Here is a 492-nt window from a genome sequence, read left to right on the forward strand (position 1 = left end):
TCTCGATGCAAATGCGTGTAAAAGTTGCCATCCCTTGAAGCAAGTGACTGGGATATCGTGCGTGTTCTAAAAATTCGAACAGCGAAAACTGGACTTGCCCATGAATAAAGTGCTGATCGTGGATGACCACCCCGTCATTCGACTTGCGGTACGTATGCTGATGGAACGGCATGGCTACGAAGTCATTGCAGAAACGGATAATGGCGTTGATGCACTACAAATTGCTCGTGAACAAATACCGGATCTTGTCATTCTGGATATTGGAATACCCAAACTCGATGGACTGGAAGTTATTGCTCGCCTGACTTCCACCGCCATGCCGGTGAAAGTGCTGGTGCTGACTTCCCAGGCTCCCGGACATTTTTCAATGCGTTGCATGCAATCGGGTGCAGCGGGTTATGTGTGCAAGCAGCAGGATCTGACCGAACTGCTGAGTGCGATCAAGGCAGTTCTGTCCGGCTACAGCTATTTCCCCAATCAGGCCCTGCACAC

1 protein-coding gene is annotated in these 492 nt (G+C 50.2%); it reads left to right on the forward strand.

Features of this window, described 5'->3' with window-relative positions; all coding sequences use genetic code 11:
- Nucleotides 1-100 precede the first annotated feature (100 nt).
- Nucleotides 101-492: response regulator transcription factor (locus J5M56_RS24635; RefSeq protein ID WP_207938016.1), on the forward strand; the 392-nt coding region annotated here is incomplete at its 3' end.

The organism is Pseudomonas sp. 51_B (assembly GCF_017491595.1).
Classification (GTDB): domain Bacteria; phylum Pseudomonadota; class Gammaproteobacteria; order Pseudomonadales; family Pseudomonadaceae; genus Aquipseudomonas; species Aquipseudomonas promysalinigenes.